The 13,515-nt window shown below is 66.9% G+C and carries 12 protein-coding genes and 2 tRNA genes; 4 read left to right on the top strand and 10 right to left on the bottom strand.

Annotated elements, in window-relative coordinates; genetic code table 11:
• Positions 1-113: 113 nt before the first annotated feature.
• The 7 genes from AC3WVS_RS23990 to AC3WVS_RS23960 form a co-directional block, all read right to left on the bottom strand.
• Positions 114-563: a potassium channel family protein gene (locus AC3WVS_RS23990; RefSeq protein WP_492320612.1), complete on the bottom strand. Its 450-nt coding sequence runs from the start codon at positions 561-563 to the stop codon at positions 114-116.
• Positions 564-574: 11 nt separating this feature from the next.
• A complete protein-coding gene (locus AC3WVS_RS23985) occupies positions 575-1,624 on the bottom strand; it encodes a DUF2955 domain-containing protein (RefSeq protein ID WP_492320611.1) in 1,050 nt (349 codons plus the stop codon).
• Positions 1,614-2,741 carry an HlyD family secretion protein gene (locus AC3WVS_RS23980; RefSeq protein WP_492320610.1) on the bottom strand — a complete coding sequence of 376 codons (1,128 nt, stop codon included), beginning with the start codon at positions 2,739-2,741 and terminating at the stop codon, positions 1,614-1,616. Before AC3WVS_RS23980 ends, AC3WVS_RS23985 begins: the two co-directional genes overlap by 11 nt.
• 20 nt (positions 2,742-2,761) lie before the next feature.
• Positions 2,762-4,306, bottom strand: coding sequence for an efflux transporter outer membrane subunit (locus tag AC3WVS_RS23975; RefSeq protein ID WP_492320609.1), 1,545 nt, complete (start codon positions 4,304-4,306; stop codon positions 2,762-2,764).
• A gap of 17 nt (positions 4,307-4,323) precedes the next feature.
• Positions 4,324-5,427, bottom strand: coding sequence for an AI-2E family transporter (locus AC3WVS_RS23970; protein WP_492320608.1), 1,104 nt, complete (start codon positions 5,425-5,427; stop codon positions 4,324-4,326).
• A gap of 254 nt (positions 5,428-5,681) precedes the next feature.
• A tRNA-Arg gene (locus AC3WVS_RS23965) sits at positions 5,682-5,758 on the bottom strand.
• Between the two features lie 51 nt (positions 5,759-5,809).
• On the bottom strand, positions 5,810-7,069 hold the full coding sequence (locus AC3WVS_RS23960) for a GGDEF domain-containing protein (RefSeq protein ID WP_492320607.1): 1,260 nt from the start codon (positions 7,067-7,069) through the stop codon (positions 5,810-5,812).
• Positions 7,070-7,478: 409 nt separating this feature from the next.
• Here AC3WVS_RS23960 and AC3WVS_RS23955 point away from each other — a divergent pair.
• Positions 7,479-7,555, top strand: a tRNA-Pro gene (locus AC3WVS_RS23955).
• A gap of 97 nt (positions 7,556-7,652) precedes the next feature.
• Here AC3WVS_RS23955 and AC3WVS_RS23950 read toward each other — a convergent pair.
• Both AC3WVS_RS23950 and AC3WVS_RS23945 read right to left on the bottom strand, forming a co-directional pair.
• Complete coding sequence (locus tag AC3WVS_RS23950; protein ID WP_492320606.1) at positions 7,653-8,396, bottom strand: exonuclease domain-containing protein; 744 nt, start codon at positions 8,394-8,396, stop codon at positions 7,653-7,655.
• 177 nt (positions 8,397-8,573) lie between these two features.
• Positions 8,574-9,092 (bottom strand): hypothetical protein, encoded by a 519-nt coding sequence (locus AC3WVS_RS23945; protein ID WP_492320605.1) that lies wholly within the window; start codon positions 9,090-9,092, stop codon positions 8,574-8,576.
• Between the two features lie 612 nt (positions 9,093-9,704).
• On the opposite strand from AC3WVS_RS23945, the gene infA reads away from it, so the two are divergent.
• The 3 genes from infA to AC3WVS_RS23930 all read left to right on the top strand — a co-directional run bounded on the left by infA (position 9,705) and on the right by AC3WVS_RS23930 (position 11,832).
• Positions 9,705-9,926, top strand: a complete 222-nt coding sequence (gene infA, locus AC3WVS_RS23940; protein WP_008641674.1) for a translation initiation factor IF-1 — start codon at positions 9,705-9,707, stop codon at positions 9,924-9,926.
• Between the two features lie 245 nt (positions 9,927-10,171).
• Positions 10,172-10,648: a SixA phosphatase family protein gene (locus tag AC3WVS_RS23935; RefSeq protein WP_492320604.1), complete on the top strand. Its 477-nt coding sequence runs from the start codon at positions 10,172-10,174 to the stop codon at positions 10,646-10,648.
• Positions 10,649-10,989: 341 nt separating this feature from the next.
• A complete protein-coding gene (locus AC3WVS_RS23930; RefSeq protein ID WP_492320603.1) occupies positions 10,990-11,832 on the top strand; it encodes a GNAT family N-acetyltransferase in 843 nt (280 codons plus the stop codon).
• 57 nt (positions 11,833-11,889) lie between these two features.
• Here the strand turns inward: AC3WVS_RS23930 and ppx are convergent, their stop codons facing one another.
• Entirely contained in the window at positions 11,890-13,422 is a 1,533-nt protein-coding gene (gene ppx / locus AC3WVS_RS23925; protein WP_492320602.1) for an exopolyphosphatase, read from the bottom strand.
• Positions 13,423-13,515: the final 93 nt, after the last annotated feature.

Here is a 13,515-nt window from a genome sequence, read left to right as displayed (position 1 = left end):
GCCAGCTTTCGCAGAGATCGGGATGCATCGATTGCCCAGCCCCGCCCGCGATTCGGCATCCGATATTAGAACCGTCCCAGTCCCGGCCCGGGCTGCGCCCGACGCCCCCATCCCTATGGCCGCTCGTCCTGCCGCAGCCTGGCCGGGTTGCGCTTGATCACGTCCAGCACCGCCGCGGTCATCACTGCGGTGGAGACGCCGAACATCAGGATGCCGTTGGCCGCCTCGAGCGGCCCCAGCAAGCGCCGGGCTTCGGACATGACGATATCGCCGTAGCCCAGCGTGGCGAAGTTCACGCCCGAGTGATAGAGCGCGGTAGCGAAATCGCCGAACTCGCCCAGCAGCATGAACAAGACGGCCCAGATCGCCATCTGCACGAAATTGCCAAGCAGCATCAGCATCATCACAACCGACAACAGCAGGACGTCCTGCCACAGCGATTCGCGGCCTTGCCGGGCATGCTTGAAGCGCACGTAGTAGCGCAGGCAGATGGCCACGAAGAGCGCCTGCAGCAGCAGGCACAGCAGCATTACGGGAAGGCCGATCAGCAGGTTGCTCAGCACGACCGGCCTCTTCAGCGGGCGCGCCGTCGTGCGCCGCGCGGCTGGTCGAGCAGCTCGATCATCAGCCAGGCATACAGCGTGACGCCGATAAACAGGCCCATGCGCACGGCGAAGGCGGTATAGACATCCTTTCCGGCCGCGCTGTCCTGCACGGACTGGCCCAGCAGGATGATCAGCGTCACGAGAGTGTTCACCCAGAAGCCTGGCGGGTACCGCGACGGGCTGAGGCCATACAGCTTGCGCGCCGCCAGCAGGCCGAACAGCAGCATCCACAGGAAGTACATCCACAAATGCACGAACAGGCTGAGTGCACACCAGAACACGATGGCCAGCACGCCGCCGAACATGGTCGAGCCAAGCAGCTCCCGCCCGGCGCCGCGTGCCGTGGTGGTGCAGCTTTGCCGGCCGAGGCTGACCGCTTTCATGATGATCGGGATGTACGCGGCCGGATCGTTCAGCGCCAGCAGGAAGGCCGGCATCACCACCAGCGCCGCGCGCAGCGCAATCCAGGCGGCCTGGTCATCCGGCAGAGCCTTGGCCGCAGGCCGCGCCTGCGCGCCGGACGGTTCGGGAAACAGCCAGTGGCCAAGTGTCAGCACCGCGACCGCGACGAGCAGTCCCTTGACCAGGGCATCGATGACCATGACCGCCAGCCCGAAATCGATGGTGCCCGCCGCCGAGATCATGGTCAGGCCGACCACCAGCAAGGTGGAGACCAGGTTATTGCCGCCGCGCAATCCGTAGCGAAAGGCCAGGAACAGGCACAGGCCGATCATCAGCACGCCGCTGACGGGATAGTAGCGCAGCAAGGGGATCAGCAGCAGGCCGGTGCCGGTGGTCAGCATCACGACCAGCACCAGGCCCAGCCCGGCCTTGGCCGACATCGGCTGGTTGACGCTGGCCAGCAGGAATACGCCGAGCACCGGCGCGAGCATGGGGATCGGCAGGCCCAGGCCGAAGCTGGCCGCCAGGCACAGCGCGGTGCCGCTGGCCAGGCGCAGCGAACGCTGGGCGCGTGGATCGCGCGCGGGCAACGGCAGCGCCGGGCTGTCAGTAGACATAGGAAAGCCAGCTCATCAGGTACAGGAATACGCGGCCGAGCGGATTGAGCGGGTTGCCCTGGGTGGGAAACGCCATGACTTCGGCCTGCCCGCCCACGCGAATGCCCCGCATCGAGGCGAGTTCGCCCTGGGCAAACTCGACCACCACCGGGAAGCGTTGTGCCGGACGCAGCCAGTCTCGGCTGTTCTGCACCGTCGGCAAGCTGCCCGGCGGCGTGCTCGGGCCGACGTTGACGCCATAGCCAACGCTGCGCACACGGCCTTCGAAGATCCTGCCCGGCAGCGCATCCAGCACGATGGCAACCGGCGTGCCGGGTTCGACACGGCCCAGGTTGTTCTCGGTCATCTCCGCGCTGATCCACAGATCGTGGATCGCGATCAGCGTCATGACCGGGTTGCCGGCTGCGGCAAACTGGCCGGCGTCGGTGCGCAGGTCGGTGACCAGCCCGGCGGCGCGCGCCCGCACCCGCGTATTGGCAAGATCCAGTTCGGCCTTTTCCAGGGCGGTGGCGGCGCTGCGCAGCTTGGCGTTCTCTTCCTCGCTGCCCCCCTGCTGTTCGCGCGCACGCTGGACCTCGGCCTTGGCGGCGGCGACCTGGCTGACAGCCTGCTCGAGGCTGGCCCGCGCCACCTCCAGACGGCGCAGGGAGATGGTGCCGGGATCATCGCTGTACAGGCGCTCCAGGCGATCGCTGTCCTGGCGCGCCTTGAGCTCGTTGGCGCGTGCTGCGCGCAGCGATGCCTGCGCCGATTCGATGCCGGCGGTGCTGGCGCCGATCTGCCGGCGTGTCGACTCCAGATCGGCGCGGGCGCGGTCCACGGCAATCTTGTAGTGCTGGGGATCGACCTCGAACAGGACAGTGCCTGCCGCGACGTCCTGGTTGTTGCGCACATGGACCTTGGTCACGCGCCCGGACACTTCCGCCGCAACCGGCACCACGAAAGCCTGTACCCGCGCCTGCTGCGTGTACGGGGTCAACCGGTCGGCAAACAGGTACCAGGCCAGGCTGATGACGATCAGCAAGAGCACCCAGCGCACGCCCTTCCTTGCCGGGTCGGCGGCGGGCGGCGGTGCGCTGGGCGCTGGGGCTGCGGGGGGTTGCGGGGCATCGCTCATCGGCACTCGCTCAGGGAGATCTACCTCTGCTTCACAGGGAGGCTGGCACCGGCGGACGGCGGGCCTGGTTCATCCAGCAGGTTCCCCCAGTCGGTGCGGTGCTGCATCTGCTCACGGGTGGCCGGGTCCACCAGTGGCTGCTCGCTGTGCCAGCCGCCGCCGAGCGCCTTGTACAACGCGATCAGGTTGCTGACGGCATTGCTGCGGTTGACCAGGTAGGTGTCCTGCTGGGCGGCCAGCGCACGCTGGGAATCCAGCACGCGCTGGAAGTCCGAGTAGCCTTCGCGGTAGAGCGCGTTGGCCAGCGTCAGCGAACGCCTGGCGGCCAGCGCGCTGTCGCGCAGGATCTGCTCGCGCTCCAGCGCCTTGATCAGGGCACTGGCGGCATCGTCGGCCTCGCGCGCCGCCTGGCGCACGGCATCCTGGTAGGCGACGATCAGCTGCTGCAGGCGGGCGTCCTGCACGCGCACGGTGTTCTTGATGCGGCCATAGTCGAACACGTTCCAGCGCAGGCTGGGGCCGCCGATCAGGGCCAGGCTGTTGGGCGTACCGGCCAGCGTGCTGGCAGACCAGACAATGCTGCCCAGCAGCGTCAGCGACGGATAGAGATCGGCTTCGGCCACGCCGATCAGCGCCGATTGCGCGGCGATCTGCAGCTCGGCGGCGCGGATGTCCGGACGGCGCGAGAGCAGGCTGGCGGGCACGTCCTGCAGTACCGCGCGATCGATCAGTGGAATCACCCCTTCCTTGCCCGCCAGTTCCGGCAGCTCCGGCAACGGGCCTGGCGGGCGGCCCATCAGCACCGCCAGGGCATTGCGGGTGCGCATGATCTGGCTTTCAAACTCAGGGATGGTGCTCAGGGTGCCCAGGTACTGCGTCTTCGCTTGCTGCAGGTCGAGCTCGTCGGTCTCGCCGCTCTTGAACAGCCGCTCGGTGATTTCAAGGCTGCGCTTTTGCAGCGCCGCGTTTTCGCGAGCGATGCGCAGCCGTGCCTCGGCCGTGCGCAGCGCAAAGTAGGTCTCTGCCACCTGGGCGCGCAGCAGCACCAGCACATCGTCGCGGTTGGCGCGGGCGGCAAAATAGACAGCATCGGCAGACTCGATGGCGCGGCTGAAGCGGCCCCAGAAATCGAGTTCCCAGCCGATATCGAAGCCCGCGCTGTATTGCCAGAAGCGGCTGTTCTGCGGGTTGAGGCCGCCGGCCTGCCGGCGGTCCGTGTACAGGGCATCGGCACTGGCCTGCTGCAGTTGCGGGAAGCGCCCGCTCTGGGCAATGCCCAGTTGGGCGCGCGCTTCCATCACGCGCAGGCCGGCAATCCGCAGGCTGGCATTGTGCGCGTCGGCTTCGGCGATCAGGCGTTCGAGCGTCGGGTCGGCAAAGACCTGCCACCACTCGCGGATGTCGGGCTGGGCCCGCTGCTCGGTCGCCTGCTCAAGCGCCGGGCTGTGCCACTGCTGCGTCCAGGGTTCATGCTGCGGCTGGAAATCGGGCCCCAGGCGCGCGCAGCCGCCAAGGCAGCAGGCGCCGGCCAGCAATGCGCGCAATGGATGATTCCAGCGCGACATGGGCGGCCCGGACCACTTCAGGTCTGTTGCTGGTTGCCGGGATCCGCCTGCAGCGGCGGGTCTTCCACCCATTGCCAGAACAGCTGATACCCGACCGCAAGCACCACCGGACCGATGAACAGGCCGATCACGCCGCCTGTCACCATGCCGCCCAGGGCACCGATCAATACCACCGGCATCGGCACATCGACGCCGCGCCCGAGCAGCAGTGGCTTGAGCACGTTGTCGGCCAGTCCCGCAACGAAGACGTAGATGGAGAAGACGATGGTGGCAACGCTGGCACCTTCCGTGGCAAAGACATAGATGATTACCGGCACCGTGATCAGCGTGGCCGGCAACTGCGCGATGCCCAGCAGCAGCACTGCCATGGCCAGCACGCCCGCGGCAGGAACCCCCTTGATCACAAAGCCTATGCCGATCAGCAGCATCTGGATGAAGGCGATGCCGACCACACCCTGCGCCACCGCGCGGATGGTCGCCGTGCATAGCGTGGCGATGCGCTGGCCCCGCTCCAGGCCGAAAATGCGCGAGGCAATCTGCACGGCGCTACGGTTGCCGGCCTCGCCGTAGGCCATGAAAATGCCCCCGATAATCAGCGCGAAGACGAAGATCAGCAGCCCCTTGCCGATGCCGGCGGCTGCGGCCAGCACGGCCAGAGTGATTGCCTTGAGCTGAGGCGCCAGCGTCTGCATCAGGCCGGCCAGGTCCGAGGCGGCTTGCAGCCAGAAGTCATACAGGCGCTGGCCAACCAGCGGCCAGCTGGCTACCGACTCATGCGGTGGCGGAATATGAATGCCTTCGCTCTTGACGATGGCGATAGCATGCTCCATCGAGTCGATCATGGCAGCGCCCAGCAGGTAGGCTGGCAGCGCAATGATGGCAATGGCGGCCAGCACGATCAGCGTGGCGGCGCGGCCGTCCTTGTTGCCCAGCCGGCGCCTGAGCCTGACCTGCAGCGGGTAGATGGTCACCGCCAGGATCACGGACCAGACAATGAGATCAAGGAAGGGGCGGAATATCCGGAAGCAGAAGATGGCCAGCACCGCGATCAGCCCGGCACGGATCAGGACATCGAGTAGTCCGCGGGACAGCGCTCTCTCTGAAGTGGGCGTGGGCAACATCGCTGGTCTCCCTGCAGATCACCGCAAAGGTATCGGATCGGCAGCCTCACCGCCGGCCCTCACCAAGCCGGGTTAAGTACCGGTCTCTTGGGAAGGTGAAATCCAGTCTAGACGAGTGACCCGGCCGGAACAACCTCAAGACGTATGCCAATCGCTACATGGGAAGGACGTCGGTGCCACGAGCGTGACAGACCAGGCGGGGAATCGCCCGGCGGGAATCAGTAACCTGAATCCATGGGATGACCCCAAGGGGCTGGCGCGTCCTAGAGGATTCGAACCTCTGACCGCTCGCTTAGAAGGCGAGTGCTCTATCCAACTGAGCTAAGGACGCGAAGGCGTGCATTCTACCGCAGCGCCGCTGCGCAGTGACAAGCGGCGCATATCAGGAGGCGGCACGCGGCTGTCCGCGCGTGATGTAGTGGCCATCGTCCGCGCCGCCATCGGCGCCCGCCTCGCTGCCTGCCGGATGCAGGGACACGCAGTTGCGCCCTTTCAGCTTGGCGTCGTATAGCGCACGGTCCGCGCGTCGCATCAGCGCATCGGCGCCTTCGCCCGGCTGCCGCGCCGCCAGGCCGATGCTGACGGTATAGGCAATCGGATCGGGTTCAGACGGGCATGGCGTGGCGCGCACCGCCGTGGCCAGCCGCAGGCAGGCCAGCCGGCCCTGCTCCAGCGCCGTATCCGGCATCAGGATGGCAAATTCCTCGCCGCCCAGGCGCCCCGCCACCTCGAGCTGGCCAAAATTCTTGCGCAGTTGCCCGGCGAAATGCCGCAGCACGCTGTCGCCCGCCAGGTGGCCGTAGACATCGTTGATTGCCTTGAAGTGATCGAGGTCGACAAAGGCCACCGTCAGGGGCTTGCGCTGCCGCTCGGCGCGCAGGCAGGCTGCCTCCAGCTCTTCCCAGAACGCGCCGCGCAGCAGCACATCGGTCAGGTCGTCATGGCGCGCGCGCCGCTCCAGCATACGCCGCAGCCGGTCGTGTGCCATCAGCGCAAAGCTGACCGACACGCCCACCAGTGCAAAGACGTTGAGCATGGCGAGTTCGCCGTCCCACGGCATCGGCCGCGGCCAGGCGCCGCCCTGCATGACTGCCGCCAGCGGCAGCGCCACGGTCCATGCGTTGATGGCCGCCACGGCGATGACGATCAATACCAGCGACAACGCCGCCAGCCGGCCGGTGCCGCGCGTGGCCGGCACCGACGGCAAGGCGCTGCGGGCCAGGTCCAGCAGCAGTGCGATATGGCACATCGTCAGCAGCGGTGGCATCTCCGGCATCAGCGCCGGCACGGCAAGATACTGCGGCGCCAGGTCGTGCCAGGCCACCGCCGCTGCGGCCGCCAGGTTGAGCGCCAGCAACGGCGCGGCGCGGCCGGGCCGGCCAGCGAAATGCCGCGCGCCCACGGCCATGACCGAGAGCGCCGCCAGCAGCGCCAGGTCGCTCGATTCCAGTACCAGCCACAGCGGGCGCAGTTCCTGCACCGCCGCCAGGGTCGCTGCCATTGCGGCCAGCACGCTTCCCAGCGCCCACGACGTCAGGCCGCTGCGATCCATGCCCGCCGAGCGGCGCAATACCACGCAAACCACAGCCATCTGCAGGGCGAACAACCCCGCGATGAGCACAACTATGTGCGACTGAAACATCTTCATTCCCGTCCAAGGCGACCAGCGGTGCACCGCATGGCGCCGCTGTTACCTGCTCTTTACCGGTCCTGTGTCGGACCGTTGTTATCAAAGCCGCATACCCGTTTTCAGGCCGGCTGGCGCCGCCAGCCGGCAGACGCAAACACGCCGAGGCGCCCGCCGCGGGCGGGAGCGCCGTTATTGTTGTGGTGATCAGGTCAGTCCGGAAGGAATAGGCAAACCGGGCGTTCCCAAAAGCACGCCGGTCGGACTGGTGCGGTGTGCGGATTATCCCAGCGCGCAAACCCAAGTCAAGCCAAAGCGTCCCCGCCAGAAGGGGGAGCAGGCCGGCAAGGTTGAGTGCGCCAGAGCGGCGCATCATCACATTAGATTGACCGCGATCGCGGGGGCCGGCTACAATGGCCGGCTTCGGAGCGTAGCGCAGCCTGGTAGCGCATCTGATTTGGGATCAGAGGGTCGTAGGTTCGAATCCTATCGCTCCGACCAGAAATACCCAATGGAAACAACGGCTTGGATCGAAAGATCCAGGCCGTTTTTCTTTTCTGCCAACCGCGTCCAATAGCCGGACAGGCACGATCTGTTCTCACCACCGCAGCAAGTCCGGCCAGATCAGCGCCCCCGCGAACAGCATCAGCATCACCGCGACGATGACCAGCCGCCGGCTTGGGCCAGCATGGCCGGTCTCGACCTTTGGCATCCACGACTGGCCTGCCTCGGCCGGGACCGCAGGTGACGGCGGCGGCGCGGGCGGCGCAGGCACGATGAATGCAACCCGCGGCACAAAGTCGGACTCGGCCAGCAGGAAGCCCATGGGCGTGGCCTGGCCGGCTGCACCCATGTGCTGGAACAGCAGCTTGGACAGCGCCAGGCAATCATCCAGCGCAACCTGCGGACGGGGCCGGAAGATGCGCAGGTGCTCGCACAGCGTATCGAGCTTGTGGTTAGGGACGTGGAAGTACTGGGACCAGCGGACCTGGCGCACCGAGCAGCGCCAGCGCTTGTGCTGGATGTCGGGAAGCACTTTTCCCAGCATCCGCGCATCGAATTCGGCGCCGTGGGCGACCAGCACATCCGCGTCGTCAACGATGGCACGGATGGCATCGACGTCAAAGCGTCGCCCGCGCAGCATCTCCGCGGTCAGCCCGTGCGTGCCGGTGGCCGCTTCGCTGATCGGCACGGTGGGCTCCTGCGAACCGTAATAGTCGGTGATCTCGCGCAACAGCGTGCCAGCCCGCGGCGCCACTTCGACAAGCAACAGGCCGATGCTGACGGGCTCGTCCGCTGGCGTGAGCCCGGTGGTTTCGGTACTGACGATGGCGACCCGCATGGGCTCGGTACTCCGGTGTAGCCGTCCGCGGGCATGGTTGGCGGCGGCCGCTCTGATTGTTTGCCTTTAGGTTAGTGCGAGCGCGTTAAACGTCATATCAACCAGATGGGCTAGCTGGAGGCGCCGGCCGGGAGGGTGCCGGCTGCCGCCGGTCCTCCCTCATCCCCACCACGTGGTTCAGGCAGGCTGCTGTTCCGCCTCGCCGCGCCGTCGCTCGAGATTGCAGTAGACGTCGGCCGCCACCAGCCCGAAGAGCGCGTGGGCAAACAGGCTTTCCCAGCCGCGGGCCTCGTCGAACCAGTTGAAGTAGGTTCCCAGCAGATAGAAATTGACCAGGTAGACCACCACGCCAAACACGATCCCGACCACCGAGGCCAGCCACAGGCTGGAATCGAAGCGGAATGACGACAGGATCATCGCCAGCACCGCCGCCAGGATGATCGACAGCGCGAAGTGCACCGTCCCCGCCGAAAGCACGACTGTCCAGTTGAAGGCATCGGCAGACAGGGCTTCACGCCCGAGGATGATGGCCGCGACCATCTTCACGGTGCCCCAGGCCCCCTGATACAGCAGGAAGCGCGCCGTCAGCAGTTCCAGCACCATGTAGACCGCGCCGGCAATCAGCCCCGCCACCACTGCGGCCCGCCAGTCCGGCCGGCAGCGAACGTAGCGGTGCGATTCCAGATGGAGTTCCATGGCAGTCTCCTTGCGAGATCCGGCCCGGCAAGGCCGTACGAGTTAGTTCTAGCTCATACGGGGCAAATACCAAGCCGGCCAGGCCGCAAGACACGCCTTTCAAGGCACATGAATTGCCGACCTGCCCGGCACGGTGCAACCGTCGCGGCCGGCGATCTGCCGCAACGTGCCGGTCATGCTGCAACTGCGTACGTGATACAATGTCAAAGTAGCCCCCGGGGTGTCCGTGCATCCCTGTAACCGGGCGTTCTCACCAGCGCGCTCTTCGCGAGCGAACAGCAGCCGCCGGCGCGGGCCTTCCGCGACGACACCAAACTGGCGAACCACCGGGTACAACCTGCCCGCCTGCTCCGCAAAGCACACGGTCTCCCCGGCCGTCAGCGGCCAGGCCGTCGCCCAAGCCATCCGCGCCCGTTGGGCGATACCGCTGACAGGACCGAGCATCAGGCGCCGCGCGCCGCAGTCCGCGTGAGCTTGCCCCGAACAACCCAAGGCGCGCTTCGCCGCAACCGGCGAAACATGCCGCGGTTCCGCGCCGTGCCGGGCGAACCGAACAGGATTTTTGAAATCGCAACCACGCAGCCTTCACGGGCTGCCGAAAAGGAAGACAGATTGGCTAAGGAAGAACTCATTGAATTTGGCGGCGTGGTGTCGGAAGCCCTGCCTGACAACCGCTATCGTGTCACGCTGGAAAACGGTGTCGAAATCTGGGCATACGCTTCGGGCAAGATGCAGAAGCACCGCATCCGCATCCTGGCCGGCGACCGTGTCACCCTGGAAATGTCGCCCTATGACCTGACCAAGGGACGCATCAACTTCCGCCACAAGTCCTGAGTTTCTGCACGGCCCCGGCGATACCGCATACGCGGCTGTCGCCCGCGCCGCGGCCGTTGTGCGCCGACGCGCTGTCACGCCGCTGACACCGCGCCCGGACACACTTGCGGGCTGCCCGACAGGCAGCCTGCTTCCGTTTACGCGCCGCGCGCAGCCTGGCCTGCGCCATCGGCGCGGGCCAGCTGGCGCTTGCACCGGTCGGGCCGCTTCACCATACTCGAAGCTCGCTCATTGCCCTGCCCGACATGAACCTGATCCTGTGGCGCCACGCCGAAGCCGAAGACCTCCCCGACGCGCTCAGCCTGAGCCGCCATGCCGACCTGCAGCGCCCGCTGACACGCCGCGGCCGCAAGCAGGCGGAGGTATCCGCCAAATGGCTGCGCGCGCATCTGCCGGCCGACACCCGCGTCCTTTGCAGCCCTGCGCTGCGCACCCGTGAAACGGCGGCCGCGCTGTCTGCCGAGGCGGAGATCATTGACGCCCTTGCGCCCGGCGCCGACGTCAGCGCAGTGCTTGCAGCAGTCGAGTGGCCGGAACGCCCCGAGCACGTGGTGGTAGTCGGGCACCAGCCCTGGATCGGCCGCGTCGCCAGCCTGCTGCTGGCCGGCTCGGAGATGAACTGGAGCGTGCGCAAGAGCGGCATCTGGTGGCTGACCGGCCGCACCCGCGAAAGCGAGGCGCAGACCGTGCTGCGCGCCGTCATCAACCCCGAATTCCTCTGAGCCCCCCGGCGTGCCAGGTGCCGCCTGACGGCACCTGGCCCATTTTGTCCCGTCAAAATCAGAAATAGCTGATGGCGGGCGGAATCTACCGTTACTAGAGTGGCCTTGGCGCCTCTTCCGGTGCCGATTAGCAGTTGTCACGGAGATTCCCCATGAATGGCCCGGCTGATCGTCATATTGCTGTCCAGGATCGCAACGCACACCCTGACCCATCTCGCGAAAGCGCCCGACCGTCCGCCCTGGCAGCGGACGTCACGGAACCGTCATCCCCGGGTCACGGCACTGTCACCCGCTCTCACTACATTGCATCGCAACAGTTTCGTCACCAAAAGGACATACTGATGCGAGATCTGCCGACGCCCACCCAGCCGCTTTTCGACTCTCTGCCCAATGGCCTTGGTGGCCAGACGGCGCGGAGCCGTCTTCATCGCCAATCAGATACACCGGCACATGAATCGCCTGTTCTCAGCGTGGCGTGGGCGCGCCACCAGGACGAAGTAGTCGAAGCCCAGCGCCTGCGCTACAAGGTCTTTGCCGAGGAAATGGGCGCGCGCCTGACCTCTTCGGTGCCGGAGCTGGACATCGACATGTTCGATGCCTACTGCGACCACCTGATCGTGCGCGACATGGCCAGTCTGCGCGTGGTGGGCACCTACCGCGTGCTGCCGCCGCACCAGGCCAAGCGCCTGGGCTGCCTGTACGCGGAATCTGAATTCGACCTGGTGCGCCTGGCCCACCTGCGCCCCAAGATGCTGGAACTGGGCCGCTCCTGCGTGCACCGCGACTACCGTTCGGGCAGCGTCATCATGGCGCTGTGGGGCGGCCTGGGCGAGTACCTGCAGCGCTGGGGCATCGAATCGATGCTGGGCTGCGCCAGCGTGCCGATGAACGACGGCGGCCACTATGCGGCCAGCCTGCACCGGCTGTTCAGCGAGCGCTCGCTGGCGCCGATCGAATACCACGCCTTCCCGCGCGTGCCACTGCCGGTCGAGGACCTGAACCAGCAGCTGGATGTCGAGCCGCCCGCGCTGATCAAGGGCTACCTGCGCCTGGGCGCAAAAATCTGCGGCCAGCCGGCCTGGGATCCGGACTTCAACGTGGCGGACTTCCTGACGCTGCTGCGCGTGAACGACATGAACCCGCGCTACGCCCGCCACTTCCTCGGCCTGAACAACGGCGCCTGAGCGGCACCAGGCGCCTGTCAGCGGCCGCCGCCCTGGCGGCCGCCCTCCGCCCTGCGCTCAGTCGTAGATGACCTTGTAGCGCTTGCCAATCCGCTGCCATTCGTCAGCCTCCTGTGCCAGGCTGTATTCGATCAGCGGATTGGCCTCGATCCACACCTTCGGCAGGCGCACGGTGAAGCCTTCGTCCAGCGCCTCGGCCAGCTGGCTCACGCGGATATCGGGCAAGGCCACGTCCGAGCGGCGGCGGCACAGCACAAAGGCCAGGCGCAGGCTGAACAGCATGCGCCAGTCGACGAACCTGCCGCTGCCCGACAGCTTGCCGAGCTTGCCCGCATGGCCCAGCAGCAGCGTCGCCAGCCGCGCCTGGTCGGTCTTGGAGAAGCCCGGCATGTCGGCATGGGTGGCGATATAGGCCGAATGCTTGTGGTAGCCGCTGTGCGAGATCGACATGCCGGTCTCATGCAGGCTGGCGGCCCAGCCCAGCAGCGCCAGGTTGTCCTCGCGCCGTTCGTTGGCCGGCTCCGGGAACTGTGACAGCAGCGTCTGCGCGGCACGGCGCACGCGGCCGGACTGGGCCCGGTCCACGCCGTAGCGGCGCATGAACTGGTCCACCGTGACGGTGCGCATGTCCTCATGGTGGCTGCGTCCGAGCAGGTCGTACAGCACGCCCAGCCGCAGCGCGCCGTCGGTGACATCCATGCGCTCGATATCGAGTTCGGCAAACACGCCCAGCATGATCGACAAGCCGCCCGGCAGCACCGGGATGCGGTCCGCCTTGAGGCCGGTCAGCTTGACGCGGTTGGTGTTCTCGGCCTTGATCAGCGCGCGCTTGAGGCGCTCCAGCCCTTCGCGCGTGATACCGTGCTCGGCGGTGCTGTCGTTCATGCCATTGAGTTCGATCAGCTCGGCCAGCGCGCGCGCCGTGCCCGACGAGCCGACCGCCTGCTCCCAGCCCGCGGCGCGGTACTGGCGCACCAGCACCTGGATCTCGCGGCGCGCGGCCAGCTCGGCCTGCTTCATCGCGTATTCGTCGACGTTGCCGCTGGGGAAGAACTGGCGGCTGTGCGATACGCAGCCGATATACAGGCTTTCCATCAGCTTGGACTGGTAGCCGTTGCCGATGATGAACTCGGTCGAGCCGCCGCCGATATCGACCACCAGGCGGTTGCCCTGGCAGGCCGGGGCGTCGTGCGAGGCCCCGAGGTAGATCAGCCGCGCTTCCTCGCGCCCGGCGATCACTTCGATCGGGAAGCCCAGCGCGCTTTCGGCCTCGATCAGGAACTCGGACGCGTTCTTGGCCACGCGCAGTGTATTGGTGGCGACGGCACGCACCTGGTTGGGCGCGAACTCGCGCAGCCGGTCGCCGAAGCGCCGCAGCGCATCGATGCCACGGCGCCGCGCGGGCTGGTCCAGGTATTTGTCGGGAGTCAGGCCGGCGGCCAGGCGCACCGGCTCGCGCAGCGCGTCGACCTGGAAGATCTGGCTGGCCGGGCCATTGGCCGTGGGGGTCTCGTCCACCCGCCCGATCATCAGGCGGAAGCTGTTCGAACCCATGTCGACGGCAGCCAGCAGGCGTGGGGTGTTGTTCATCGTGTGCTAGGAGGGCTGGTTCGCGTTGGCGTTGCGTGGCGCGGCAGGTGCACTCTGGTGCCTGGGCCTGCCGGCGTTCGCGCCCGGGAAAAA

The sequence above is a fragment of the Cupriavidus sp. CPT47-8839-RL05A genome, assembly GCF_058792255.1.
This window is presented reverse-complemented; position numbering and strand designations above follow the sequence as displayed.